Here is a 21,612-nt window from a genome sequence, read left to right on the forward strand (position 1 = left end):
AAAGCTTGTTATCTTATTGAATATCCTTTATTTATTAGAACATAAATAAATATACTGATGAATAATAAAAATTATGAATATTGGCATATTAATATTAGCAGCTGGTCATAGTCGGCGTTTTAAAAATGCGGGTGGAAAAGGGAGTAAGTTAAACTACTCTTTAGGAAAGCAAACTGTATTTGAAAAAACACTATTAAATTCAATAGGAAGTGGGCTTCCTGTTCATGTGGTAACACGTTTTGATAATGAAATTGTTATTCACAATTGCTTACAATTTAACGTCTCTTTTTCATTGTTGAATAGTGATGGGTTAGGTGAATCTATTGCGTTGGGTATTAAAAATACATCTTATTTGGATGGTTGGTTAATTCAGTTGGCGGATATGCCCTATATAAGTAGCGAGCTATTTATGAGTGTCGCAAATAATTTAAATCAATATTCATTAGTTAGGCCTGTATATAACGGGCAGCCTGGTCACCCTGTGGGAATATCTACAAAGTATTATTCGGAGTTAATTCAATTAACCGGTGATGAAGGGGCAAAATCAATATTACGTCACCATTTTGTTTATGAATTAGAGATAAATGATAAAAGTGTTATTAAAGATATTGATTATCCAATAGTTGATAATGAATAGGAGCAAGTATGTTGCGTGAAGATGTTTTTGTTATCTCTCAAGCCCTTTCTTGGATAAAAGAAGAGCCAATTTGGTTATGCACAGTATTGAGTACGTACGGTTCTTCACCTCGTAGTCCAGGCTCGCTCCTTGTTGCAAAGGCTGATGGCCAATATGTTGGGTCATTATCGGGCGGTTGTATTGAAGAGGATTTCATTCAACGAGTCCAAGATGCGAAATACCTACAGGGTAGCCAAGTTGTTCGCTATGGTCGTGGCGGGTTAGAGGCCAAAGTGAATTTACCTTGTGATGGTAGTTTAGATGTTTTAATTGAATATTTACCTAAGAGTGATGAAAGTATTAGCTATCTCACTGAAATACATCAAGCACTATTGGGATATACTGCAATTAATAAAAAAATCACCTTACCCCAACGCGGTGAAATTAGCACAGTCAAGAATCAACAAATTCCAACCCAAATAGAGCGCACTGGTGATGATATCCAATTTTTTATTGCTGCACCGCCACGGTTAATTATTGCAGGGATCTCGAATGTGGGGATTTATTGTGCAAGTTTTGCAGCAACATTAGGGTTTGAAGTGATCATTTGTGAACACCGTGAAGATGAATTAATGCGTTTTGCTGGGCAGCTTTCTGACCAGTTTGACGTCATTAAATTATTTCCAGCCCGTTATCTAGAGTCGCGAAGTTGTACACCCAATACGGCGATTGTCTCTTTAACACATGACCCTCGCATTGATGACTTAACATTAATGGAGGCTGTGCATACTCCAGCATTTTATATTGGCGCTATGGGGTCAAGCCGTACGAGTGCACGCCGCCGTGAACGGTTATTGGGCACGGGGGGAATGTCACTGACGGAAATCGACCGCATTCACGCCCCCATTGGTATTCCCATCGGGAGTAAAACACCGCCTGAAATAGCGTTAGCGATAATGGCGGATATTGTTGCATACAAAAATGGCGTCAAAGGCCAACAAGATAAACAAGATAAATGCCATTTATCGGCAGTAAATCAGTGAGTTATCAGTCGAAATAGGGCGGTAATTTTGTCGCCCTTTACTCAATAATATTCGGCGTTATCGTTGAACTGCCGTCACCATAATTTCTACCAGAACTTGCTCTCGCGCCATATTCGCCTCAACAGCTGCACGTGCAGGGCTATGCTCAACAGGCATCCAGCTTTCCCAAACTGCGTTAAATGCAGCAAAGTCGCGTGGCATATTTTTAATCCATACCTGAGCAGATAAAATGCAGGTTTTATCGCTTTGGCTTGCTGCTAATAATGCATCAATTTTATCAAGAACCTCTTGAGTTTGCTGGGTAATATCGCCTGTTAAATCACTCGGAACTTGGCCAGATAAGTACACAAGGCCACCAAACTCAACACTGTCTGCTAGGCGCGGTTTTGGGTTATTACGTTTAATACTCATGTTTACCTCGTTAATCCTGTAAGAGAAATAGGGGATGTTTGTGCGGTGATCAATTGGCTTAATATCTCGGCACTGCCCGCCGCTAAAGTAAACCCTAAACTCCCATGACCAATATTTAGCCAAAGGTTTTTGTATGCAGTTTTTCCTAATAACGGGGGGCCTTTTGGCGTTGAAGGTCGTAACCCATACCAAGCGGGTGCATCATCCACTTTAGGTAAATGCGGGAATGTTTTTTTTACGATCTCTTTTAAGGCATTCACACGGTTAATACGCAGCCCTGAATCATCATAACCAATATCAACCATAGCTGCGATACGCAGTTGGTCGTTTAATTTGGCATAAACAATTTTATTACCATAATCTGTCACATTAATTTTGGGCACACAATGCTCAGCTTGTGGATATTCAACACTAAGGCTATACCCTTTTAAACCTAACATAGGAACATTAATTCCCAGTGGTTTCAGTAATTCTCGGCTGCCGTTGCCCGCACAAACAATAACTTCATCCGCTTGAATATTTCCCTGGTGAGTGACGATTCCGGTAATGCAATTATCGTGTTGAATAAATGACTTAACACTGTGCTGCAAGCCGAGGGTAAACTGTGGCTGCGTGTGTAAATATTGCAGCAGGTTTTTACAAAACAAATAACAATCTGCACTTTCATCATCGGGGGCATAAATTGCACCAACGAGTTGGGACTGAATATGCTTTAAGGATGGCTCTAACTCAATCACTTCTGCGGAAGTTAAGATTTTTTGAAATTGACTATCAACCGTTTCGCAGGCTTTTTGAAAGCTTTTTTTATCGCGGTGAATAATGAGTTTCCCTGATTTTTCCCAAGCAAAATCAGCGATATCACCTGTTTCTCGCCACATATTCATGATTTTTTGGCTTAATAGTGATAAACGCAAAAGATGTGCGCCATTCACTTTATTGGTTTTGCGGTTACAGGCTAAGGTAAATTGCGCTAGCCACGACCATTGCTGAATTGATGGGGTTATTTTTAGATTAAGTGGGGAGTTATTTTTCCCCATCCAGCGTAGCCCTTGTAAAGGAACTCCCGCATCAGCAAGTGGCGAAACATAGCGGTAACTCAGTTGCCCGCCGTTAGCAAAACTGGTTTGCATACCGACATCTGAATCAGATTCAAGCAATGTGACGGTTTGACCCGCTTTAATTAGCGCGTATGCGGTGCTTAACCCAATCACACCCGCTCCAATAATCACCACATGTTTAGCCATAATATTCCGTAACCCATAATAACGTAGGAATGAATATTTAACGGCGAATAGGTTAACTAAACAATTGAGTTTTCATTACTAGAGTATAACTTTTGGTTAACGACTTTATTCCTTTTTTCTAGAGTTAACGCTAATGTGTTGACGTAATTTTGTGCGGCTTTAGTTAATGGCCTATCAGCACGGTGGAAAACAGAAACGGCTAATCGCAACCCTTCTTTTAACGGATAAATCATCGACTCAGGCAACGTGTGTTCTGCTGAAAAAATATCCGTAATACTGCAACCTAAGCCTGCTTGAACAAACTCGGCAGCCATATGGTAAGTGTGTACGCTGATATTTGATTCAGTAAATTGATGGCGCTTTTGTAGCAGTTGCGATAACGAATCAGAGCCTGGATGGATCCAACGTTCTTGGTCGATATCAACTAAGGAAACGGGTGAGTGTAATGGCGGCTTACTGTCGACGTAGACCAAGGGAATATCGGCAATTGGTAGTACAGTAATACCCCCTTCGATTTCAAGATTAAAGCCGATACCAATGTCTAAATCTTGCTGGGTTAATAATTGCAGAATATCTGTGGTGTGATGTGTCCCAATCGTAAGTTTGATATTGGGGTGTTTTTTAATAAACAGGGCAGTGACTTCAGGCACTAAGTTTAGACCTAGGCTTGGTAAGCAACCTATTGCTAACTTACCTTGCGGATTACGGGATAAATTTTGTGCTAAAATTCTGAGTTTATCTAAATTTTGATAAACTTCTTTTGCCTCTTCAAACAATAAATTCGCTTCATCCGTTGGAATGAGTTTCCCTCTAATTCGTTGAAATAACACCAATCCAAGTTGCTGCTCTGCATGCTTTAACGCTTTACTCGCCGCTGGCTGTGAAATATGAAGAACCTCTGCGGCTCGTGTTAAAGACCCACAAGTCATGACTGCGTAAAAAATATCAAGATGCCGTAATTTCATTCTATGAAACCTACCCTTTTGCCTATCAAAGTATTTTACCGAATTAATCCTATTTAACCCGATGAGGTTGTCATTTTGTGATGAGATGCGAGAAAAGAAGTTTTTAAATGAAGGGAATATTGACGAGAAAGGAAAATGCCAGCTCATATCTTTTGGTTATAAGCTGACACTTTATAAAATAGATTAGGTAAAATAAGTACCTATCTCGATGAATATTTTAATTAAGATACTGTTTGAGATATCCACAATAAATGCACCCACCATTGGCACAACTAAGAACGCTTTATGGGAAGGGCTAAATGCTTTTGTGACGGTTTGCATATTCGCAATTGCAGTCGGCGTTGCTCCCATACCAAACCCACAATGCCCTGCGCTGATAACGACAGCATCATAATCTTTACCCATCATCTTAAAGGTGACAAAGCAGGCGAACAGCACCATAACCACCGTTTGTACGGCAATAATTAATAAAACAGGGCCTGCCATACTGGCTAGCTGGCCGAATTTTAAAGACATTAATGCCATGGCTAAGAATAACGATAGCGCCACACTACCAAGAACATCAACGGTCGGCTCGAACACTTCGTGTTTAAATACATGGGTTAATACATTACGGATGATAATGCCGACAAATAAACACCAAACGAAGGTTGGTAATTGCAGGACGGTATCTTTGAATAAGGCACTAATATAGCCACCAACCACAATACAGATAATCAGCATTGAGATAGTTTCAATGACATTGTTGGCATTGATTTTACGTTTAACACTGGGTTGTTCAAAGGCTTCAACGATAGTTTCTTTTTCTAATTCAGTCGCTTTCGGGATTGTCACTTTTTTCAATAAATGGCGTGCTACTGGGCCACCAATTAACCCGCCTAAGACTAAACCTAATGTGGCACATGCCATTGCTAATTCAACGGCGCCTGTAACACCATACTTGTCGGCTAATATTGGCCCCCAAGCACCTGCGTTGCCATGGCCACCTGTTAAGGTAATTGAACCTGCAATTAAGCCAATAAATGGACTTTCATTAAGCATCACAGCCATACCCATACCGACAGTATTTTGAATAGCAATTAAAATGGTGACGGCAATAGTTAATAATACCAGCGGTTTACCGCCTTTGATTAATCGCGAAAAATCTGAGCTCAACCCAATTGACGAGAAGAAGGTGATCATCAAGATGCTTTGTAAGGATGCATCGAAAGTAAAGGAATACCCTGCCGTTTTATCGACAATCAATAAGATAATCGCCACAATAAAACCACCAACAACAGCTTCAGGAATATGGTTTTTTTGTAAAAAAGGCGTGTATTTAACAACAAACATTCCAATCAATAGCGCTAAACAAGCGACTAATAATGTGTAGCTGGCATCTAAAATCATTATTTTACCTCAAATAAGCTTACCTGAGCTTTTTCTATCGTTATTTAACATTAATGATAAAATAAGCTACTTTGTGCAACCTTTGTTTAACAATGAGTTTTGTTTGGGTATCTATAACCTTTAGTTAACTCTGCGTGGATTGTTAGAATAGAAAGTAATGCGCTTTTGTATGTGCATTTCTTAATAGGAAATAGCGAGAGGTAGCGTGAATAGCAGACTTGCAGAAAAAGCGCTTATTTGAAGGTAGCGATACAACAATAAAATCGTTTTTTTTTCGAGCAAATAGGATGACGCACTATGAAACCAAGTAATTATAAGAAATGTGATGTACAACATAAAAGAAAATGTGCTGTTAAGCGTTAAAAATGAGGCCAATAATCTATTTTTGTTGATTTACCTAAATTTTACTTAGCTTATCGTCAACAGCCCCTTAGTTGAACATATATGATTATCCGATTTTTTAGATGGTAATTTATTGATAGTTAATTTTAAATGGAATAAGTACAAATATAATGACCAAAATTTATTTAATAATTTTGTTTCATGTTCATATTTGGTTTTTTTTACCATCTTATTCAGGCTATCGAATTTGGCTAATTTATTAATGGCTTGTTTTAATACGCTTATTGTTATTAAAAATATTTAAAACACATATAAAAGTAAAATTTACGCGAATATATCGTGAGTCAATTGTTTGCTATGATGGCCATAATTACAATGGGTTAGGTCGTATTCTGACTGTTTTATAATGATGTAATGTACAACTTTAAACAGCTTTTAAACTTAAACTTTCTTTTTTATTAGATAATTTTAATATTGTTTTATGGAGTGTTTTAAATGCAAAAAACGATCCGCCAAGTTACTTTCGATTTATTACGTAAGCTGGATATTACCACCGTTTTTGGGAACCCTGGTTCAACAGAAGAAACATTCTTAAAAGATTTTCCGAGTGATTTTCGATATATCCAAACCTTACAAGAAGCCTCAGCCGTTGCTGCCGCCGATGGCTACGCACAGGGAATGCGTAAAGTTGCCATGGTGAATGTGCATACCTCTGCAGGTTTAAGCAATGCGATGAGTAATATTTTGACCGCATATATGAACCGCACGCCATTAATCATCACTGCGGGAAACCAAACGCGGGAAATGTTATTGATGGAGCCTTGGCTAACGAATATAGAACCTGAAACTTTACCAAAACCATGGGTAAAATGGAGCTACCAGCCTGTGCGCGCAGAAGATGTCCCAGCGGCCTTTATGCGCGCTTATGCTATGGCACTACAACCGCCAGCGGGCCCCGTATTTTTGTCAATCCCACTGGATGATTGGGATAAGCCTGCATTGGCACAAGAAGCGGTTGTTCGGTCAGTCCCACAGCGTATCGGTTATGACCCTGCTCGATTACAAGAGTTTGCTACTGAGTTATCCAACGCAAAGAACCCAGTGCTGATTTATGGCTCCGCGATTGCTCGGGGTGAAGGGTGGGATATAGGCATTAAACTTGCTGAAAAATTAAATGCCCCTGTGTGGGCAGCGCCTGCTTCTGAGCGTCCGCCATTCCCTGAGACGCACCCTTTATATGCTGGTGGGCTGCCGTTTGCGACCAAGCCATTATCTGAAAAACTTGAAGGACATGACTTAGCCATTGTTATTGGTGCCCCAGTATTTAGATATTATCCTTATGTTGCAGGGAGTTATATTCCAGAAGGGTTACGGTTATTGCATATTACGGATGACCCAATCGAAGTCGGTAGAGCCCCGGTTGGTGATAGCTTATTAAGTGATGCGGTGCTTGCGCTTGAAGGGTTAATCAACTTAGTTGCACCGCGTGTCGCATCAAAAAATGTGGTGAAACAACTCCATGGTATGGCGCCACACCCTGCGGCACCAGAACAAACGAGCCAGAGCTCAACATTGAGCGCAACACAGTTATTTCGCGCGTTAAGGGAAGTTTCACCTAAAGAAACTGTCTTAGTGGAAGAGTCCCCATCAAACCTTGGAGAACTTCACCGTGAGTGGCCGATTGAATTCCCTGACTCATTTTATACATTTGCAAGTGGTTCATTAGGTTGGAATTTACCGGCAAGTGTAGGGATTGCATTGGCTGAGAGGGACAGTGGGCGTCATCGCCCAGTGATGGCCATTATTGGTGATGGCTCCATGCAGTATTCGATTCAAGGTTTATGGAGTGCGGCGCAGCAGAATTTACCAATTGTATTTATTATTCCAAAGAACAATGAATATGCCATTTTAAAATCCTTTGCGGTATTGGAAGAAACTCCGGGTGTGCCGGGGCTTGATATTCCAAATTTAGATATTGTGGCTTTAGGTAAAGGATACGGTTGTGCTGCGGTAAGAGCAGAAACAGTGGATGACGTGAAAAAAGCGTGTGAAGAGGCGTTTAAGCGTAATGGGCCAACGGTAATTGAAGTTCCTATTTTACCCTCAATTCCACCACTGATTTAATATTAGTGATTTTATTAAATAGCTCCTCGTTAGGGGCTATTTTTTTGCACGTTATTGTGTGTTTTGATGCTCTATAAGTGCCATTAAAACGCCGTTTGCTCGATGTTTAAAGAATTAAAGACGAAATTATTTATACTGCATCACTGTTTGATTAATGAGGGAATAAAAATATGGAAAAAAAATCAATTAACCCTGCAACTGTCTTTAATTCTTTGCAGTATGGCTTTAGCCAAGCAATAGAAACAACCGGAACTCGCCAATTATTTTTATCGGGCCAAGTGGGCGTAAATGCTAATCAAGAAACGGTGTCTGGGGGAATTTATGAGCAAACGGTTCAGTCACTGGTGAATATCGAACATGTACTGCGTGAGGCAGGGGGCGATTTATCCAATGTGGTTGTTTTGCGTATTTACATCAAGGATGGGGCGAATAGCCACGAAGAACAATTAGACATCGCTAAGGCATTAAAAGAAAAATTTGGTGATGCGCCACCCGCTTCTTCATGGATTATCGTTACGGGGCTTTCACTGCCGGAGTGGTTAATCGAAATTGAAGCCCACGCAGTTTTAAATTAACTCCCAAAAAATAGAAAAAGCCGATAATTAAATCGGCTTTTATATCTCAAGGTTTATTAGTGTTTAACGAGCGTCGAGAAATAATAAACTAACGGAACCGCGAGGATCCACAAACTAATTGGAATTTCTTTCCACTGGCCTGCAACTGCTTTAATTAAAATATAAAATAACAGCCCGCCTGCGATACCTGTCCCGAAACTATTGGCAATTAACGTAATCATCACCATCATTAATACAGGCAATCCGTCAGTAAAATTAGCTAAATCGACTTTACGTAACCCACTGAACATATTTAAACCAATTAAAATCAATGCAGGTGCTGTCGCTTGCGCGGGGATCATTAACGCAATTGGGGTAAATAACAGCATCAATAAAAACATAATAGCAGCTGCTAAGGCAGTCATTCCTGTTTTACCGCCTGCTTCTGCGGCAGCAGATGACTCAATTAATGCCGTCGCAGCGGGGATCCCCACCCATGGTCCTAATGCCGCTGCAATGGAGTCGACAATAAACGGGCGGTTAATATTAGGCATGTTACCTTCTTCATCTAATAAACCCGCCTCACCGCCAACGGCCAATGTGGTACCCATTGTGGAAAAGAATTCGGCGGCAAAAAAGACAAATAAGAACGGTAAAAAGGCAATATTCAAGGCACCAATTAAATCCACTTGGCCTAATACTGGGGCAACCGAATGTGGCACGCCAATAAAGCTTTCAGGTAATTTTGTGACACCAAAAGGAATACCTAAAAGAGTGGCAAATAAAATGGCCCACAAAATACCACCGGGGATTTTGCGTGCTTGCAAGGCAATGGCAACAAAAAAGCCTGCCAGTGCAACGAGGGCGCCGGGAGATAAAAAATCCCCTAACATCAGTGCATTTGTTTTTGGGTTAGCAAGGACTAACCCTGCATTTCGAAAGCCTAATATTGCGACAAATAAGCCGATTGATGCAGTTAATCCGAGTTTAATTGATTGCGGAACAGAACGAGTGACAACTTCGCGCAAGCCAAACTTAGTGAGCAGGAAAAATAAAATGCCCGACCAACAAGCGATACCTAAACCGATTTGCCAATCAATGCCTTCACTGCCTGCAAGGGTGATACCCACTAATACCGAACCGCCAATTCCCGGGCCGACAATAAAAGGTAAATTGGCATAGAAAGCCATTAATAAGCTCGCGATAACGAAGACAATAATCGTGCCCGTGGTTGCAGCGCCTTTATCCATTCCGCCCGCAGCAAGTAAGCCGGGGATGACGACTAAAAGGTAAGCGGCAGCCAAGAACCCCGTGATCCCCGCTAAACATTCAGTTTTGACTGAACTGCCGCGTTCACGCAAGGCAAAACGTTTTTCAAGCCAATTCCCTGATACTGGCTTATTCATTGAATTGTCAGCCATGAGTTGGCTCTCCTTTTATTATTTTAATTAAGTTATGCATGTTCATTACGGTGGATAACAGCATCAACAATTTGACGCGTTGTGCCATCAGTGAGCCCTAAATCGGTTAAATGCGGCCCTGCATTGCATGCAAGACAAGTGCCTTCAATTGCTTTAAATACACGGTAAGGTGGTTCCCAATCCGCAATTTCGCTGCTCAACTCACGGAGTTGGCGAAATTGTGCAGCAAGCTCGGGGGCTGGGAGGTCAGAGAGCATTCCCGCAATTGGCATCGCAACGTGAGCTAAGACTTTGCCATTTTGCACTAATGCCATACCGCCACCGCTTTCAATTAATAAATTGCATGCGATGGCCATATCTTGCGGGTCACGCCCTAATACAACAAGGTTATGAGAATCATGGGAGTAACTTGTTGCGATGGCACCACGAAGTTCCCCCCAACCTGCAAGGAGCGCGATTTGTGGCTCTGCTTCATGGCGTGCATGGCGGTGTTGGACACGAATAAAACTAAAGTTATCAGGAAGCTGGACAACACCATCATTAATTTTTACGTCAACTTCTCCCCATTGCGTAAAACGGGCGCCTTGAATATGGCGTAAACGTGCTGTACCGTTATTGATGCCATCAATTCTAAGCTTGCAATCATCAGCAGTGATCGGGGAAAGGCGCATTGTTTCACGAGGCGGCAAAACGTCATTTGGTGAACTGATAGCGGTGAGTAACTTACCCTTTTCAGCAATTTTTTGGCCAGCGACATACACCGAATGGGCTTTTAATGATTGTAATGAATCAAAAGTCACTAAGTTGGCTTTTCGACCTGCAGCAATTAAGCCTAAGTCATTGCGTTGTAAACGGATGGCACCATTCAGCGTTGCAAAGCGCAGTGCGTCAGTCGCAGGCATACCGTGTTCAATCAATAAGTTAAGCAGAGCAATAATGCCGCCTTTTTCCAGTAGCATATCAGGTGGAACATCATCGGTGCACACGGTAATTTGTGAAGATAAATGGGGCAGTGATTTTAATGCAGTGACAATGTCAGGTAACAGGTAAGGGTGTGAACCGCGAATTTCGAGAGTGAGTCCTGCCCGTAATTTTTCGAGGGCATCTTCTGCTGAGGTCAGCTCGTGATCGGATGTGACACCTGCCGCTAAGTAGGCTTGTAAATCCGCCCCTTTTAGCCCACGGGCATGCCCTTCAATCAATTTCCCTGAGCGCAGCCCAGCTTCTAAAATCTCTTCCATCCGTTCACTGCCATGAAGAACACCAAACATGTCCATGACTTCAGCGACGCCATGGACTTCTGGCCAACTCAGCATGGTCGACATATCTTTGCCTTCGAAATCGGCACCTGACATTTCTAATCCCGGAGTGGAAGGCACAGAGGAGGGCGCGGCGACCATCACGTCCAGCGGTAAATTTCGACTGGCATCAATGGCATAACGCACACCTTCAAGGCCTAATACATTCGCAAGCTCATGGGGATCCCAAAAGACGGTTGTTGTGCCTTGTGTTAAGACAATTTCGGCATAGCGTATCGGTGGTAAATGGGAGCTTTCCAAGTGTACGTGTGTGTCAATCAGTCCCGGGGAGATAAAGTAGCCTGATAAATCATGGGTTTCCTTTGCATCTGTGCGTGTTCCCGTTGGGTGAACGCTAGCAATAAGGTTACCCGTGATGCCAATATCCGCAGGGCGAATTTCACCCGTGACCATATCAATGATATTGGCATTGGTGAGTAAAAGGTCAAAAGGAATATCCCCTTTTGCAGATTGAACGACGTGACGTCGGCTTTGCTCTTTTTTGCACATAAGACACCATCCCTACAAATTATGACAGTTACTTTATGAGCAACGCAAACGTTTGCCAAGATGATAAAATTTATCAGATCATAAGAACAGGTTATAATGCGGTAAATACTTCAGGAATATTTAATCAATTTAATAATAGGCCGCTATGACTGAACCTTGGCAACGCTTGCCCGCGCTCACGCTTAAGCAACTTCAGTATTTTGTCACTTTGGCAAAATTACGTCATTTCACGGAAACGGCAAGCCGTTTAGCGGTCAGTCAGCCTGCATTAAGTAGCGCGATACGGCAAATCGAGTCTGTTTTAGGTGGAAAGCTGATTAACCGAACGGCTTCATCCGTTTCTTTAACAGAGTTAGGGGCGGCTATTTTGCCCCATGCTCAACAGATATTGAGTGTCTCACATCGTGCATTTAGTGAAATTCAAAAAATTATAGAAGAGGGGGGCGATGGTACATTGCGAATTGGCCTTGTCCCTTCGGTGAGCTCATTGCTGTTTCCTGCGGTGCCTGAATTATTAAGCCAACACTTTCCAAGGCTAAAGATTGAATTTTATGATCAAACTAATGATTCGCTGGTCAATAAATTGATTAATCATGAAATTGACTTTGGGATCGGTGTTATTGATAGCTTTGTGCCTCAAGATTTACGTATTTTTCCTCTGCAAGATGACCCATTTGTGGCTGTTATTCATTGTGATGATGCATTGGCTAATAATGAGTTTCACCTACCTTGGAAATTACTTAACGGCCGTGATATCGCCGTTTTTTCAAAAGGAAATATTCAGCGATTGGTGACGGCAACCATTGAAAGCCATCGATTAAAACTGAACCCACGTTACCAAGTTGATTACATTGAAACGCTGTACGGTTTAGTACGATCAAAATTAGCAATTGCAATTTTACCCCAACTGTATACAGCCCATTTATGCGATCCTGAACTAAAAGTACTGCAACTTCAACAGCCTGAACTTGCTCGAACTGTCGCTTTAATTCGTAATAATTCAGCGTCAACACCGATGATAGAGTCTATTTTTCAGATACTTTTGACTGCACTTAAGGGCAAAAAAGGGTAACGAAATCGTTATGCTTTTTTATCGAGTGTAACTCTGTTGATTATTATAAAAATATGACTAAGTACTTACCTAAGATTAAAGCATTTATCGTAAAGTATTTTTTATTCATTTAGATTTAAATTATTTAGATAAATAATTTTAAAATGCATTCTAGTAAATACTTACCTGTATAAAAATAACTAATTGATTTTAAATACATTACTAGAATGCTCAGTCTATTGAGAGTATTCAATGAAAACACTACTGAGATCCATCTGCTTAATGGCCTCGTTGTTATTTCTTTCGGCATGTGATGACTTAGGGGTTAGTGGAAGTAAAGGTAAATTTCACTACAGCAACCCAAGCACGAGTAATATTTCATTTAAGGTTGATGGGAAAAAATATGAAGTGTTACCCAATGGAAATGGCGTGGTTATGCTTTCGAGTGGGGTGCACCATTTAGAAAATGCTCAAGGTGAAATAACGGAGTTTATGGTTTTTGAAAATAACTCTGGAGGGATCCTTAATCCCGATCATTTTGTCTATTACACTTTATCTGAAGTCTATGCTGTAGATGGGAAAGCAGAGCGTTTTAAGCCTGCAAGTTACCCAATCACGATTAATGGCCATGATTTAGAATTGCCTATTCGCAGTGCAAATGCCGTAATCATCGATACTAATTTATTTCGCTGTAGTTACCCAATTGGGGAGGCTTTTCCTGATTCGATAACACTTTATGATGACAAGTCAGATGGCAATATTAAATCGAAATGTTTTGATCAACTTGAATTAATTAAGTATATGGCGAATGAATATGAGCAAAACTTAATGCCTGCAACGTTAGATGATGAAGGTGTTAACTCCATCAATATGGTATTTAATTATAATCTACCTAAAGCTGAATTTAATGATAACAATGTACAATTAAAGGCCCAACAGCTTGTTGAGCTTACTGCACAACTGCAAAATACAGATAATGTAGATATTCATAAAGAGCTAAATAAAGCGTTTCATCAGGCAACCATTGAGCTGGTTCATGAGCATGCTTCAAGTGCAGTAAATAATACGGTTGCAGAAAATGTGAAATATAATGATTTTATTCAGGAGGTGAATTTACTTAGGGGTAATGGCATCTGGATAAAAAAGGCGAATTAAATTTTCTTAAAGTGTTTTTCTAATTACCTTAAATACTCAAAATTAAGGTAATTAAATTTGTGTGTTTTTAATTCAGAATATGCTTATTCAGTAAGCAGAGTAATCTTATGTGAAATAATGCTGTAAAACGAGACATTGGTAATGGCGATACTTATATTAACTTCACCAAGGAACTCGGCGATGAACCTCACGAAACAGTCTATTTTCACCGTCATATCAGCAGCATTTCTATTGTTTTTTTCTTCGATTTCAACAAGTAAAACGATCGTTGAAACCAAGACAGATCCTGAAGTGCTAGATTTGGTCTTTATTTTAGATAAAAGCGGCTCAATGTCTGGCTTCGAGTCAGACACTATTGGTGGGTACAATAGTGTACTTGCCGAAAATAAAGATAAAAAATCACAAACATTTATTACAACTATTTTGTTTAATGACAAAACGAGCTTGCTGCATAATCGTGAACCGATTAGCAAAGTGTCTAACTTAACATTGAATGATTACCCTGTAGGTGGTTATACCGCATTATTAGATGCCATTGGTGAGGGTATCGAAAAAATGCGCGAAAATAGAAAAATCACCAAAAATAATAATGTGCTTTTTGTAATTATTACCGATGGTCAAGAAAATAGCAGTCGCAAATATTCATCTTCTAAGATTAAAGCCATGATTAAGTCGGCAGAAACAGAAGACAAATGGGACTTTATTTTCTTAGGTGCCAATATTGACGCGGTTTCAGAAGCTGAAAATATTGGTATTAAAAGTTCTAACGCAACAGGATATGTACAAGATGGCGAGGGGTACGATAAAGCGTATCGCGCTGTAAATAAAGCAGTCGAAGCGAAGCAAAAAGCTGCACCAATATCAGAGGATTGGAAACAGGAAGTTGAAGCAGATGTGAAGGAACGCAAAAAATAATAAGGTAACCAAGCCTAAAGGGAGCTCGTCAAGGATGAAGTTTCAGGGATGAGTTAGCTAAAGGAAGTAGGCTAACAGAAGATTGGATCAGTAAATGAAAGTGAAGTTGTAGACTAAAATGCCCTTAAGAACAGTTAATGTCTTGAGGGCATTTTTATTGAATAATCAATTAGTTTGCTTGTTTTAATGCATCAAACATTTTATTTGCAATGTTATCTTGTGGAGATTGCATGCCCGGTAAGACAAAATAATATCCCCCGCCAAATGGCTTGATATAGCGCTCAAGAGGTTCGCCATTTAAACGTTTTTGAGTGTCGATAAAACCTGTTTTCAAGTTACTTTGGTAAGAAACAAAAATTAACCCCATATCCAAAGCACCAGCATCTGTTAGCCCTAAAGAATAACTGTAACTTCGGCGCCTTAATTTAGCAGTATGGCGCTCAGGATTACGAGGCTCGGCACGGCGCATGTGGGAGTCAAATAACACGCGATCACCATGAGGGTCTTTATCAAATGCAGGGTCGTCATGCTCTTGTTTCATACCCATTGGTGCACCTGTAGTTTTATGGCGACCAAAATCATTTTCTTGGTCTTCGAGTGGCGTCCTATCCCAAAACTCAAGGTTAAAACGTATCAAGCGTACGGCCTGATAAGTGCCACCATCACACCATGCAGGTTCTTTACTGCCTGAAACCCAAATTAATTCATTCATCAGCGCGGCATCATCGGCGGAGGCATTCCCTGTACCATCTTTGAAACCAAACAGGTTAATGGGGGTGCTGCGATTATCAATGTCACGAGAGGGCAAGAAGCCATCAATTTTCCAGAGTGGAAAGCTGTAAGGTGAAATATGACGCAAAATGTCTCTTAAGGCATAAATAACACTTTCTTGGCTGTTTGCGCAGATTTGCAACATGATATCGCCGCCGCACCACTTTGCTTCTAAGCGATCATTCGGAAAACTGGTCATTTCTACGAGCTGTTTTGGCTTGATTTTGCCCAGTCCAAAACGTGAATCAAATAAGCTATCCCCTAAAGCTATGGTGATAGTGAGTGAGTCAGGCTGTAGGTGAGTGCCAAGAATACCAGACTCAGCAGGAGGCATTTTATCATTTTCAGTTGATGGTGCCTGTTGAGGTTGAGTGAGGTAGGCGATCCGCTGTGATAAAAGCGAAAAAACAGTTTGCAGTTCATCTAACTTGGTTGTGGTGATATTGAAAGCAATAAAAGAGGCATTTTTTTGCTCAGGGGTTAATACCCCTGCTTGGTGCTGACCAAGGAAATTTATCGCTTTGTCATAATTTAATTGGCAGTTAGCGATTTGCTCTTTCGCTTTTAACGCTGGGGCTGCGAAAATGGCACTGCCAATTGCCAGTGCTTTTAACGCGGAACGGCGAGATAACCCGTTGGTGGGGTGTTGGCTTCTAAGTTTAGCTTGCATAAATTTATGCCTTAATATTTATAGTAAACATCAACATCTAGCTGGGCTCTTAATGTTGCTAAGATCTCAGCTTGTTGAGTTAATAAGGAATAGAGTGCCATTTTGTCTTTTTGTTGTAATTGGCTGTAAGGTTGATACAGGCCATTTGAAACTTGATAGGCCTGCACAATCTTATTCATTTTTTGGTCATTTTCTTTTATTTGGTCTAAGGTTTTAGGCTCAATAAAGGGGCTAATGATTTCAATGATTTCTTGAGAACCTTTCAGGTTCGCTGCAATATCAGTTAAATCCGACAAACTATAGATATTTTCTTTGCCGTCTAACTTTGTTTCAATGACCATTTCTACAAAATCAGCAGAGGCTTGAACTAATTTAGGAACTTCAATGGTTTCAGTCAAAACACGCTTTTGTAAGTCACGCCCTTTCAATAATAACTCTTCAGCAGGGACAAGCGCTTGCTGGACAGACTTTTGGTCAAATAATTGATATTCAACGAGATGGAAGCCCGTAAAACGGTAATCTTTTTCTTTGTCGAGAAAATAGTCAGCGCGTGGATTAATGGTTCTATCGGTATTACCGAATAACACAATAATCGGGCGGATTGTCTCATAATGCTGGTGGGCCGCAATATAGGCGGTTTGCGCTTTGGCTAAATCACCTTTCTTCAGGGACTGTTGTAACAGGTCTAACTCTGTAACCATTTCAGCTAATTCAGCATTAGCAAAATTCAGATAAGTTTGGATACTCGTTTGGTATTTTTCAGGGGTAGGAATATCCCCTTTAGCGACAATAATTTCATCCCCTGTTTGCACAGGGGAACGTAGCGCCTTACCTTGAACCGTGGTAGGTACAGTAATGGCGAGTATTAAACTAAAAAAAATCCATCTTGTATTATGCCTTAGCGAGCTGTGCATGTTTTTTGCTCCGTGCAAATAGTGGAATAACGATTAGCCAATAAAGGACAAAAGTGATTACACTTAACCAAATAGGCTGAGACCGATATGCGAAGAAGGATGAAATAAAGTTCCCTGCAATGCCTGAATCATCAAGTAAGGCAGTGGTATCCCATGCTGGATAGATTAAAAATTCAGGGATTGAATAATCATATTCAATTAATAAATTTGCGCTTTCCTCGACACCTTTAAGTAACAAGGATAGAGCCAAAAATAACAGAATAACACCGGTCACTCGGAAGAATATTGCCCATGAAATAAGGCGGTTGGTGAGGAGGAATATATATAAAGTTAAGCCTGCGATGGCTATACCCCCGCCTACCTCGATAAAAAATTCAGACGCATTTGCCGATGTTAGCGACATAATGAAGCTGGAGAGGAACACCACGATTTCGCTTCCTTCGCGAGCGATAGCAATGGCGATGATCAGTGCAGCTCCCCACCAATTATGGTGTGCAGCATTGCGGTTAATACCTGATTCTATCTCTGATTTCATCGAGCTGCCGTGTTTATTCATCCAATATACCATTTGGACGATTAATATACAGGCAAGCAATTCCATGAAAATCATGAATAACGATTGGCCTGTATCATCAAGAACATTAAACACGCCATAGATAAGCAGGGCGAGTAAGATAGAGGTGATAACACCAAGCGCAACACCACCCCATAGAAATTTCATGCCATTACGCGCATCTGGGTGGCGTTTTATCCACGCATAGATAATCCCGATAACCAGTAGTGCCTCAAAACTTTCTCGCCAGACAACAAACAGAACTTGTCCCATATTTAACTCTTCTATTTAGCTACAATTTCGCCTTTAGGGCTAGAAAGATGGAAATCATCAAAGAAGGTATAGGTACCTGGTTTGAGAGGTGCAATGACAACTACAGAGCTGGCTCCCGGCGCTAACACTTTTTCTTTACGCAGTTGGATGCTTTCAAATTCGGCGGGTTCAGTCCCTGTATTGGTAATTTTAATTCTAATGATTGTTTTAGCGGGAACTTCAAGTACTCGCGGAATTAAATCGCCATTTTTCATTTCTAATTCAACGGTGTATTTTTCCGCCGCAAAAACAGATTGAGGTAAGAAAGCACAGGTGAAAACCAATAAAAAGCTCAGTAATATTTTCATTTTGGCTCAAGTCGTCCATTTATCAGCGCAAACAGAAAAAGGGCTTGTAGTGGGTTAGTATTGCCACAAAGCCCTTAACTCACATTAGATAAAACTAGTAGCTTCCTTTACGCCCTACACCTGCGTAGTCAAAGTCCCAAGAAACTTCAAACGGTTGGAACCAAGGTGCAACACCCGTTTCTTTATCAATGTGACGACCAAAGGCAACATCTTTATTATGTGAAGGTGGGTAAATTTTATAGGTCACACGATATTTACCATTACCATCTAACTTGATGTTTTCCCCATAATGAGGACCATCACTAGCTACCATAGGCATGAAAGTGCCTGTTTGAGTTTGTGGTTTATCGCCTAATTTCGTTACGGAGTATTCGATAGTGAGGTAAGGGATCCAATCGCCTTCCGCGAAGCCATTTGGATTATCCTCAACGGCATGGATGTCGGCTTCTAAGTGGACATCGGCTTTATCTGCCGCTAAGTGGGCCATCTTATGATGCCCTTCTTCAGTATCCATTGTAATGGGTTGTAAATAAACTCCTTGGATTTCCATTCCATTTTTAATGACTGGGTGGCCAAGCGGATATTCTTGAGAAAATGCAGAAATTGAAAACAACGCGAGACCCGAAACAGCAGCTTTGTAGGCGAGTTTCATTATTACGTCCTTACCATTATTTAAGTTAGAGTTGTAATGATAATCATTACTATTGCAGAATTACAAGAGGGTATTTCCGATAAGTCGTATTTTAAATATACGAACTGACTATTTTTTAATAAAAATCTAGGTGTTAGATAAAGTTATTATTCTTTAAAAAATAACTTTGCGCAGAATGTGCACTGTGAAGCGGTTTATTATTTATGACATGATATATTTCATTAAAGGAAATTATTTTACTGAGAAATCTGTTGATAAATAAAGGTGTTGCAAATGCAAAAACGTTATCTTGATTGTTCAGCTTCAGAGATTACAAATTTAAGTAAAAAGAATCTGTTGGAAGCAATAAAAGCCAGTGAAGGGCGATTACTTGTTTCTGAAACCATTGGAACTATACAGCCTGTGTTAATGACGGTAACGAATGCAGAACTTGCGGCCAGCCAAGGTGCGGATATTTTGCTGTTAAATGTTTTCGATGTTAATCAGCCAATTATGCAAGGTTTACCACAAGGGATCGCACCAGAAGAGATTATCCGCACATTGAAACATTTAACAGGGCGAGCAATAGGCGTTAATTTAGAACCTGTCCCTGCGGGGTTTAATAACCCAACACAAGATGCGCAGTGGAAAATGTCTGAAGGGCGTTTAGCCACTGTCAAAAATGCAATGAAATTAAAAGAAATGGGCGTGGATATTATTGTTCTGACGGGGAATCCGGGCAATGGTGTGACCAACCAAGAAATTAATCAAAGTTTAAAAGAATTAAAAGCGGTTGTAGGTAATGATGTCATTTTGATTACAGGAAAAATGCATGCTGCAGGTGTGTTAAATGCTTCAGCGGAGCAGCTTATTACTGAGGATGATATTCGCGCATTTATTGCCAGTGGTGCAGATATTATCTTGTTACCTGCACCTGGTACGGTTCCAGGAATTTCGTTGGAGTTTATCCAAAAAATGGTGAGCTATTGTCATTCCCAAGGAGTGATGACAATGACGGCGATTGGCACCTCACAAGAAGGTGCGGATATACAGACAATTCGTCAAATTGCCCTGATGTGTAAAATGGCAGGCACTGATTTGCATCATATTGGTGACTCTGGGTATAACGGAATTGCCTTACCTGAAAATATTTTGAATTATGGCATCGTCATTCGCGGTGTACGCCATACTTACGCACGAATTGCGCGCTCGATTAACCGCTAGATCCCTTTTTATTTCCGAGCAAATAAATGCTTATTTTTTTTGCTCGGAAAATCATTTTTATCGACAAAAATTTATACAATTCCCGCAATTCTTCAGGTAAAATTTCGCCCATTTTTTAAAACAATAAAAGAAGTGAGTTATGTCGCAAAATACTAATCCGGTGCCAAAAATTGGCTTCGTTTCACTCGGCTGCCCAAATGATGGAAATGCTACAGTTAAGATGATTATTTATTAATATCATCGGCATAGCTGATATTACCCTCGAATTCTGGATAAAGCCAAGTAAAGAATAGAATTAACCCAATGGCGATAACAAAAGTTGAAGTTATTAACAAAACTAAAGCCCATGAAGGCGGTAGAATTGTGGCCCAAAATGGCCATGACATAAATAAAATTCCTAAAATGGTGATTGTCAAAATAATGCCATATGTGTTTTCTGACCTTCTCTTTGATGGTGCAAATTCAAATGTTTTTGGATCTATATCGAGTTTAGTAAATACATGTTGGTTGATTTTTATGTCAGGAATTCTCGCGAGTCCTTTAAGAATTGCTTTGAGCATTAATTTTCTTTTTTCTACAGGAGTGAACGGGGAATAGTTAAGCCAGTTCTCGATGGGCAATTTATACTCTTCACTCTCATTTAAGGCGTTTTTATATTGAAAAACAAGACAGGCAGGCCGATATCTACCGCCTGTTTCAATATGAACAACGTACCCAGAACAAACATTTTCCCAGTATATTTCAACGTTCATGTTTGGATATGGGGCACAAGAAACGCGAAATCCGTCATCATCGACAGATAAATAACCAACAGTTTTATTAAATCGTTTTAGTAGAGTATAAAATGAAACTAATAGTGTGATCTCTATAGTAACAAAAAGAAACTTTCCAGAAATAACATTCCATAGGACAAGAGAAGTAAATGCACATATCAAAGTACAAAATAACCATATAAAATAGGTAAATGCTTGATTTCCATGTCCAATGACCGATTCTATAGGAAGCTTTAATTCATTAGGTAATGGATAGGTAATTGTTTCGAAGTGGATATAAGGACGACTATTGTTGCTAATACTATTATCACTTAGGCTATTAGTACTAAAAATAGTCCTGTCGTAGTTATAGTGGTTTCTATTTCTAGGTTTGTTTTTGTTTTTGCTCTTGTTTTTTTTCATTTTCTAAATGGCAAGT

The 21,612-nt window shown here is 40.2% G+C and carries 20 protein-coding genes; 8 read left to right on the forward strand and 12 right to left on the reverse strand.

Annotated elements, in window-relative coordinates; translation table 11 throughout:
* The first annotated feature begins 73 nt into the window (after positions 1-73).
* Together AC4IFT_RS00175 and AC4IFT_RS00180 are read left to right on the forward strand one after the other, a co-directional pair.
* Positions 74-637 carry a nucleotidyltransferase family protein gene (locus AC4IFT_RS00175; protein ID WP_490750321.1) on the forward strand — a complete coding sequence of 188 codons (564 nt, stop codon included), beginning with the start codon at positions 74-76 and terminating at the stop codon, positions 635-637.
* Between the two features lie 8 nt (positions 638-645).
* Entirely contained in the window at positions 646-1,659 is a 1,014-nt protein-coding gene (locus AC4IFT_RS00180) for an XdhC family protein (protein WP_490750322.1), read from the forward strand.
* A 57-nt stretch (positions 1,660-1,716) separates the two neighbouring features.
* On the opposite strand, the gene AC4IFT_RS00185 is transcribed toward AC4IFT_RS00180, so the two are convergent.
* From AC4IFT_RS00185 to gltS, 4 genes are all read right to left on the reverse strand, one after another.
* The gene (locus AC4IFT_RS00185) at positions 1,717-2,070 is read right to left on the reverse strand and encodes a RidA family protein (protein ID WP_219246053.1); all 354 of its coding nucleotides are present in this window, start codon (positions 2,068-2,070) and stop codon (positions 1,717-1,719) included.
* 2 nt (positions 2,071-2,072) lie between these two features.
* A complete protein-coding gene (locus AC4IFT_RS00190; RefSeq protein ID WP_490750323.1) occupies positions 2,073-3,314 on the reverse strand; it encodes a D-amino acid dehydrogenase in 1,242 nt (413 codons plus the stop codon).
* Positions 3,315-3,370: 56 nt separating this feature from the next.
* A complete protein-coding gene (locus AC4IFT_RS00195) occupies positions 3,371-4,279 on the reverse strand; it encodes a LysR family transcriptional regulator (RefSeq protein ID WP_490734457.1) in 909 nt (302 codons plus the stop codon).
* 183 nt (positions 4,280-4,462) lie between these two features.
* Complete coding sequence (gene gltS, locus AC4IFT_RS00200) at positions 4,463-5,668, reverse strand: sodium/glutamate symporter (protein ID WP_490734459.1); 1,206 nt, start codon at positions 5,666-5,668, stop codon at positions 4,463-4,465.
* Positions 5,669-6,505: 837 nt separating this feature from the next.
* Here gltS and mdlC point away from each other — a divergent pair.
* Complete coding sequence (gene mdlC, locus AC4IFT_RS00205; protein WP_490750324.1) at positions 6,506-8,134, forward strand: benzoylformate decarboxylase; 1,629 nt, start codon at positions 6,506-6,508, stop codon at positions 8,132-8,134.
* Between the two features lie 170 nt (positions 8,135-8,304).
* Positions 8,305-8,709 carry a RidA family protein gene (locus AC4IFT_RS00210; RefSeq protein ID WP_490734463.1) on the forward strand — a complete coding sequence of 135 codons (405 nt, stop codon included), beginning with the start codon at positions 8,305-8,307 and terminating at the stop codon, positions 8,707-8,709.
* Between the two features lie 56 nt (positions 8,710-8,765).
* Here the strand turns inward: AC4IFT_RS00210 and AC4IFT_RS00215 are convergent, their stop codons facing one another.
* Together AC4IFT_RS00215 and AC4IFT_RS00220 are read right to left on the reverse strand one after the other, a co-directional pair.
* Positions 8,766-10,109 (reverse strand): NCS2 family permease, encoded by a 1,344-nt coding sequence (locus AC4IFT_RS00215; protein WP_490750325.1) that lies wholly within the window; start codon positions 10,107-10,109, stop codon positions 8,766-8,768.
* A 32-nt stretch (positions 10,110-10,141) separates the two neighbouring features.
* Positions 10,142-11,917: an adenine deaminase gene (locus AC4IFT_RS00220; RefSeq protein ID WP_490750326.1), complete on the reverse strand. Its 1,776-nt coding sequence runs from the start codon at positions 11,915-11,917 to the stop codon at positions 10,142-10,144.
* Positions 11,918-12,062: 145 nt separating this feature from the next.
* Here AC4IFT_RS00220 and AC4IFT_RS00225 point away from each other — a divergent pair, with 145 nt between their 5' ends.
* From AC4IFT_RS00225 to AC4IFT_RS00235, 3 genes are all read left to right on the forward strand, one after another.
* Entirely contained in the window at positions 12,063-12,989 is a 927-nt protein-coding gene (locus tag AC4IFT_RS00225; protein WP_490750327.1) for a LysR family transcriptional regulator, read from the forward strand.
* A gap of 231 nt (positions 12,990-13,220) precedes the next feature.
* Positions 13,221-14,123: a hypothetical protein gene (locus AC4IFT_RS00230; RefSeq protein ID WP_490750328.1), complete on the forward strand. Its 903-nt coding sequence runs from the start codon at positions 13,221-13,223 to the stop codon at positions 14,121-14,123.
* 180 nt (positions 14,124-14,303) lie between these two features.
* A complete protein-coding gene (locus AC4IFT_RS00235; RefSeq protein ID WP_490750329.1) occupies positions 14,304-15,038 on the forward strand; it encodes a vWA domain-containing protein in 735 nt (244 codons plus the stop codon).
* A gap of 169 nt (positions 15,039-15,207) precedes the next feature.
* Here AC4IFT_RS00235 and efeB read toward each other — a convergent pair whose 3' ends face one another.
* The 5 genes from efeB to AC4IFT_RS00260 form a co-directional block, all read right to left on the reverse strand.
* On the reverse strand, positions 15,208-16,479 hold the full coding sequence (gene efeB / locus AC4IFT_RS00240) for an iron uptake transporter deferrochelatase/peroxidase subunit (RefSeq protein WP_490750331.1): 1,272 nt from the start codon (positions 16,477-16,479) through the stop codon (positions 15,208-15,210).
* Positions 16,480-16,490: 11 nt separating this feature from the next.
* The gene (locus AC4IFT_RS00245; RefSeq protein WP_490750332.1) at positions 16,491-17,393 is read right to left on the reverse strand and encodes an EfeM/EfeO family lipoprotein; all 903 of its coding nucleotides are present in this window, start codon (positions 17,391-17,393) and stop codon (positions 16,491-16,493) included.
* On the reverse strand, positions 17,371-18,219 hold the full coding sequence (locus AC4IFT_RS00250) for an FTR1 family iron permease (protein ID WP_490734480.1): 849 nt from the start codon (positions 18,217-18,219) through the stop codon (positions 17,371-17,373). The genes AC4IFT_RS00245 and AC4IFT_RS00250 overlap by 23 nt, the downstream gene beginning before the upstream one ends.
* Before the next feature lie 11 nt (positions 18,220-18,230).
* Complete coding sequence (locus AC4IFT_RS00255) at positions 18,231-18,566, reverse strand: cupredoxin domain-containing protein (RefSeq protein ID WP_490734482.1); 336 nt, start codon at positions 18,564-18,566, stop codon at positions 18,231-18,233.
* Positions 18,567-18,660: 94 nt separating this feature from the next.
* Positions 18,661-19,218, reverse strand: coding sequence for an iron transporter (locus tag AC4IFT_RS00260; protein ID WP_490734484.1), 558 nt, complete (start codon positions 19,216-19,218; stop codon positions 18,661-18,663).
* Positions 19,219-19,491: 273 nt separating this feature from the next.
* Between AC4IFT_RS00260 and AC4IFT_RS00265 the strand changes: the two genes are divergently transcribed.
* Entirely contained in the window at positions 19,492-20,421 is a 930-nt protein-coding gene (locus AC4IFT_RS00265; protein WP_490750333.1) for a DUF7916 family protein, read from the forward strand.
* Between the two features lie 224 nt (positions 20,422-20,645).
* Here the strand turns inward: AC4IFT_RS00265 and AC4IFT_RS00270 are convergent, their stop codons facing one another.
* Positions 20,646-21,596 carry a hypothetical protein gene (locus tag AC4IFT_RS00270; protein ID WP_490750334.1) on the reverse strand — a complete coding sequence of 317 codons (951 nt, stop codon included), beginning with the start codon at positions 21,594-21,596 and terminating at the stop codon, positions 20,646-20,648.
* Positions 21,597-21,612 lie beyond the last annotated feature (16 nt).

The sequence above is a fragment of the Providencia sp. UF-183 genome (assembly GCF_058246155.1).

Coding starts and splice junctions, on each gene's coding strand:
- AC4IFT_RS00255 (WP_490734482.1), bottom strand. CDS start 18,566: ATGAAAATATTACTGAGCTTTTTATTGGTTTTCACCTGTGCTTTCTTA.
- AC4IFT_RS00250 (WP_490734480.1), bottom strand. CDS start 18,219: ATGGGACAAGTTCTGTTTGTTGTCTGGCGAGAAAGTTTTGAGGCACTA.
- efeB (WP_490750331.1), bottom strand. CDS start 16,479: ATGCAAGCTAAACTTAGAAGCCAACACCCCACCAACGGGTTATCTCGC.
- AC4IFT_RS00180 (WP_490750322.1), top strand. CDS start 646: ATGTTGCGTGAAGATGTTTTTGTTATCTCTCAAGCCCTTTCTTGGATA.
- AC4IFT_RS00185 (WP_219246053.1), bottom strand. CDS start 2,070: ATGAGTATTAAACGTAATAACCCAAAACCGCGCCTAGCAGACAGTGTT.
- AC4IFT_RS00230 (WP_490750328.1), top strand. CDS start 13,221: ATGAAAACACTACTGAGATCCATCTGCTTAATGGCCTCGTTGTTATTT.
- AC4IFT_RS00195 (WP_490734457.1), bottom strand. CDS start 4,279: ATGAAATTACGGCATCTTGATATTTTTTACGCAGTCATGACTTGTGGG.
- AC4IFT_RS00220 (WP_490750326.1), bottom strand. CDS start 11,917: ATGTGCAAAAAAGAGCAAAGCCGACGTCACGTCGTTCAATCTGCAAAA.
- AC4IFT_RS00270 (WP_490750334.1), bottom strand. CDS start 21,596: ATGAAAAAAAACAAGAGCAAAAACAAAAACAAACCTAGAAATAGAAAC.
- AC4IFT_RS00190 (WP_490750323.1), bottom strand. CDS start 3,314: ATGGCTAAACATGTGGTGATTATTGGAGCGGGTGTGATTGGGTTAAGC.
- gltS (WP_490734459.1), bottom strand. CDS start 5,668: ATGATTTTAGATGCCAGCTACACATTATTAGTCGCTTGTTTAGCGCTA.
- AC4IFT_RS00260 (WP_490734484.1), bottom strand. CDS start 19,218: ATGAAACTCGCCTACAAAGCTGCTGTTTCGGGTCTCGCGTTGTTTTCA.
- mdlC (WP_490750324.1), top strand. CDS start 6,506: ATGCAAAAAACGATCCGCCAAGTTACTTTCGATTTATTACGTAAGCTG.
- AC4IFT_RS00235 (WP_490750329.1), top strand. CDS start 14,304: ATGAACCTCACGAAACAGTCTATTTTCACCGTCATATCAGCAGCATTT.
- AC4IFT_RS00225 (WP_490750327.1), top strand. CDS start 12,063: ATGACTGAACCTTGGCAACGCTTGCCCGCGCTCACGCTTAAGCAACTT.
- AC4IFT_RS00265 (WP_490750333.1), top strand. CDS start 19,492: ATGCAAAAACGTTATCTTGATTGTTCAGCTTCAGAGATTACAAATTTA.
- AC4IFT_RS00210 (WP_490734463.1), top strand. CDS start 8,305: ATGGAAAAAAAATCAATTAACCCTGCAACTGTCTTTAATTCTTTGCAG.
- AC4IFT_RS00175 (WP_490750321.1), top strand. CDS start 74: ATGAATATTGGCATATTAATATTAGCAGCTGGTCATAGTCGGCGTTTT.
- AC4IFT_RS00245 (WP_490750332.1), bottom strand. CDS start 17,393: ATGCACAGCTCGCTAAGGCATAATACAAGATGGATTTTTTTTAGTTTA.
- AC4IFT_RS00215 (WP_490750325.1), bottom strand. CDS start 10,109: ATGGCTGACAATTCAATGAATAAGCCAGTATCAGGGAATTGGCTTGAA.